Genomic DNA, 4,540 nt, shown 5'->3' on the forward strand with positions numbered 1-4,540 from the left:
AACAGAGATAAATTAGAGTCATTATTATTACTTTCAAAAGTGGATATTAAAAATTCGAGTAGATATTTAGCTAACTATGTTCATTTAAACGACAGTCTTCAAATTGAAGAACGTAAAATTAGAAATAAGTTTACAAGAATTCGTTTTGAAACAGATGAGTATATTGATAAAACTGAGGAACTTTCACAGCAAAAAGTATTAATTTCTATTGGAGCTTTTATTACATTACTATTACTTTCTTTTGCCTATTTTATAAAAGTTCAAAGGTCTAAAAATAAAGAATTGATATTTGAAAGAGAACAGCAAAAATCGAATGAAGAAATTTTTTCTTTAATGCTAAAGCAACAGTCAAAATTAGAAGAAGGGCGTTTAAACGAACGTCATAGAATAGCTGAAGATTTACATGATGGAGTTTTAGGGAAGATTTTTGGAACTAGATTAGGCTTAGGTTTTTTGAATATTAATGGAGATGAAAGTACTATTGAAAAACATCAATTTTATATAGATGAACTTCAAAATATTGAAAAAGAAATTAGAACTATTTCACATGAATTAAAAAGTGATGTATTATCATCAAAAGTAGATTTCTTCAAAATAATAGAGAATTTAATAGAACAAAAGAGTAAATTAGGAGGATTTGAATATAAAATGATTGCTGACGAAGAAATTCATTGGGATAAAATGAATGATGAAATAAAAATTAATTTTTATAGAATTATACAAGAAGCATTACAAAACATTATAAAATATGCGAATGCAACAAAAGTGAATGTTAAATTTGAATTAGATAATAATATCCTTAAATTAGTTATTAAAGATAATGGAATAGGATTTAAAACACTTGAAAAAAGAAAAGGAATTGGACTAAAAAATATGCAATCAAGAACCGATAAATTGAATGGTATTTTTGAAGTTAGTTCGGAAATTAGTAGAGGAACTACTATCTTTGTTTCATGTCCAATACAAAATAAAAGCAATGAATAAGATGTATAATGTATTAATAGTTGATGATCACCCTATTATAGCGGATGCTTATAAAAGTGCTTTTGATTTTATAAGTTCAGAAAACCAAAAATTTAATTTTAACATTACAATTGTTCATAATTCTGACCATGCTATTCAGAAAATTGTAGAAGCTTCTAAAAGTAATGGTCTTGATATTGTTTTTCTAGATATTTCATTACCACCTTCAACTGATGGAAAAATTTTATCTGGAGAAGATATTGGTATTAAAATAAGGGAACTATTACCAAAATGTAAAATTATAGTAGCTACAACTTTTAATGATAATTACAGAATTCAAGTGATTCTTAAAAACGTAAATCCTAATGGGTTTTTAATTAAAAATGATGTAAATAAAGAAGAACTAGTAACATCTATAAAAACTGTTTTAGATAACTCACCATATTATAGTAAATCTGTTTTAGAATTATTTCGAAAACAAGCAACTATTGATTATAGATTAGATAAAATTGATAGACAATTATTATATGAAATGTCTATTGGAACAAAAATGAAAGAACTTCCTAATATAATTCCATTGTCTATGACGGGTATAGAAAAAAGGAAAAAAAACCTTAAAGTTTTGTTTGATGTTCAGGATAATGATGACAGATTATTAGTTTTAAAAGCAAAAGAAAAAGGATTTATATAATTATATAAATCCTTTTTGCTATAAAAAATGTCTTCGGGGCTGATTTATTTATCCTTATAGCTACTTCAAATGTAGCAGTAAATTTTAGTTGCAAAAAATTATATTTAAATTATTTATAGTAATGGTGCAATGTTTATGGTTTTGACTTTCTTTTAGTAAGGAGAAAACGTTTTTAAAAATAATTCTTTAATATATTTATAAAAAAAATAGAACTGAAAGAATACATTAAGAAATATTTAACACATTTAATTGGGGAGAAATTGATTACAAAACGACATAGTTACTAATATTGCTTATTTTTGAACATTCTTTTAAAAAAGAAACAACTTTGTAATTATGAGAAAATTATTTTTATTCTTCACCCTTTTTAGTGTAATCTTCACAAGTTTTTCACAAATCCATGACCCAGTAAAATGGAGTACATCCGTTGAAAAAGTATCTGATTCAGAATATGATTTGGTAATTTCTTCAACTATTGAAGAAAATTGGCATTTATATTCGCAAAATGTTCCTGAAAATGGTCCAATACCAACTTCATTTACTTTTGAAATTACTAAAGATTTTGAATTAATTGGTGCTACTTCAGAAGAAGAAGGACATACTGTTAATGATCCTGTTTTTGAGATGAAAATTAAATTCTTCGAAAATAAAGCAGTATTTAAACAACGTATAAAGGTGCTTTCTGCCAGCGCAATTAATATAGTTGGCGAGGTTGAATTTATGGTGTGTGATGATGCTAATTGTTTACCACCAACTTTAGTAGATTTAAACTTTCAAATTTCAGATAAAAACACTGCTGCAATAGATTTTAATAAAACAGGAGAGATAGAAATCACTAAAGTAATTGAATCAAAAAAGAAGGATAACTCATCAAATAAAAGTTTACTAACCATATTTATTATTGCATTCTTTTCTGGTTTTGCAGCATTATTAACACCTTGTGTGTTTCCAATGATACCAATGACGGTTAGTTTTTTTACAAAACAAAGTAAAAGTAAAGCAGCAGGAATTAAAAATGCTATTATTTATGGAGCTTCAATTGTTATAATATACGTATTATTAGGCTTATTAGTGAGTGCTGTTTTTGGAGCTGATGCACTAAATGCATTGTCAACTAATGTTTGGTTTAATATCATATTCTTTTTGTTATTAGTGATTTTTGCAGTATCCTTTTTAGGAGCCTTCGAAATAGTTTTACCAAGCTCATGGGGAACTAAAGTTGATTCGCAAGCAGATAGAGGAGGATATATAGGAATCTTTTTTATGGCTTTAGCATTAGCAATCGTTTCATTTTCTTGTACTGGACCAATAGTTGGAACTTTATTAGTTCAAGCTGCTGCAGGAGGAAATCAAATAGGTCCAATAGTTGGTATGTTAGGGTTTTCATTAGCGTTAGCAATTCCATTTGCATTATTTGCAGCTTTCCCAGGGTGGTTAAATTCTTTACCAAAATCTGGAGGGTGGTTAAATACAGTAAAAGTGGTTTTAGGATTTTTAGAATTAGCCTTGGCATTTAAATTTTTATCAAATGCAGATTTGGTATTACAATTACATTGGTTAGAACGCGAAGTGTTTTTAGCAATTTGGATATCTATATTTGGAGTTTTAGCGATGTATCTTTTTGGTAAAATACAATTACCACATGACTCACCATTAACACATATTTCAGTAGGAAGATTAAGTTTAGGAATGCTTTCTTTAATGTTTACAATTTATATGATTCCAGGACTTTGGGGAGCACCTTTAAACTTAATAAGTGCTTTTCCTCCAGCGCAACATTACGCAGAATCACCTTACGGGGTTGGATTTACAAAACTAGGAGAAGAAGCAAAGACTAACAATTCTGAACTGCCTGAAGGTGCACACATAATGGCACCTCATAATATTTTAGCTTTTAATGATTATGATTTAGGGCTTGCATATGCAAAAAAGGTGAACAAACCAGTAATGTTAGATTTTACAGGTCATGCTTGTGTGAATTGCCGTAAAATGGAACAAAACGTATGGGCAAAGGATGAAATTTTACCAATCTTAAAAAATGATGTGGTTTTAATTTCTTTATATGTTGACGATAAAAGATCGCTTCCTGAAGGAGAAGAAATTGAATCAATATTGCGACCAGGGAAAAAATTAAAATATATAGGTCAAAAATGGAGTGAATTTCAAACCATAAAATTTGGTGCAAATGCTCAACCATTTTATGTATTAATGGATCATAATGAAGAAAATTTAAACGAACCAGCAGCATATACACCTGATGTTGAAGATTATCATGCCTGGTTAAAACAAGGAATTTCGAAATTTAAAAATTAACTATAATAAATAAATAAATAAATAAATAATGAAGAAAATAATTTATGTATTGGCTATTGCAATAGCAGCAATTTCTTGTAAAGAGGAAGCTCCTAAAGATTATGTGACTTTAAAAGGAAAAATAACAAATCAAAATTCCGATTCTCTAATTGTTCGTTCAAGAACTTATAGCAAAACAATAAAAGTAAGCCCTGACGGTTCTTTTTCGGATACTTTAAAGGTTGAAACAGGAAGCTATAATCTATTTGATGGATCAGAATCAACTACTATTTATTTAAAAAATGGTTTTGATATAAATTTGACTATTGATACAAAAGAATTTGATGAAACTGTTAGTTATACTGGAGTTGGAGCTGAAGCAAGTAACTATTTAGCGAAATTTGCATTATTACAAGAAAAGGAATTAAGTGATGAAACTATGTTTGATTTGGATCAAGAAGCATTTGATCAAAAAAATAGTAGTATTGTTGCTAAGTTTGATGAATTATTAAAAAGTACTCAAAATCTAGATTCAACATTTAGTGCTCAACAATCTAAACAGCTAGAAGGATTGAGTCAATATTTATCAGGTAC

3 protein-coding genes and 1 pseudogene are annotated in these 4,540 nt (G+C 28.0%); all 4 read left to right on the top strand.

The features are described 5' to 3' along the window. Positions 1-984 (top strand): sensor histidine kinase (locus ABY863_RS12900; RefSeq protein WP_372795483.1); only part of this gene is annotated, 984 nt, incomplete at its 5' end. After that, on the top strand, positions 977-1,654 hold the full coding sequence (locus ABY863_RS12905; protein ID WP_372795485.1) for a response regulator: 678 nt from the start codon (positions 977-979) through the stop codon (positions 1,652-1,654). The genes ABY863_RS12900 and ABY863_RS12905, both read left to right, overlap by 8 nt. A 336-nt stretch (positions 1,655-1,990) precedes the next feature. Then, positions 1,991-3,967, top strand: a complete 1,977-nt coding sequence (locus ABY863_RS12910; protein WP_372795487.1) for a cytochrome c biogenesis protein CcdA — start codon at positions 1,991-1,993, stop codon at positions 3,965-3,967. Between the two features lie 28 nt (positions 3,968-3,995). Continuing rightward, positions 3,996-4,540, top strand: a pseudogene (locus ABY863_RS12915) (thioredoxin); the annotation flags it as partial.

The sequence above is a fragment of the Lutibacter sp. genome (genome assembly GCF_041562875.1).
Taxonomy (GTDB): Bacteria; Bacteroidota; Bacteroidia; order Flavobacteriales; family Flavobacteriaceae; genus Lutibacter.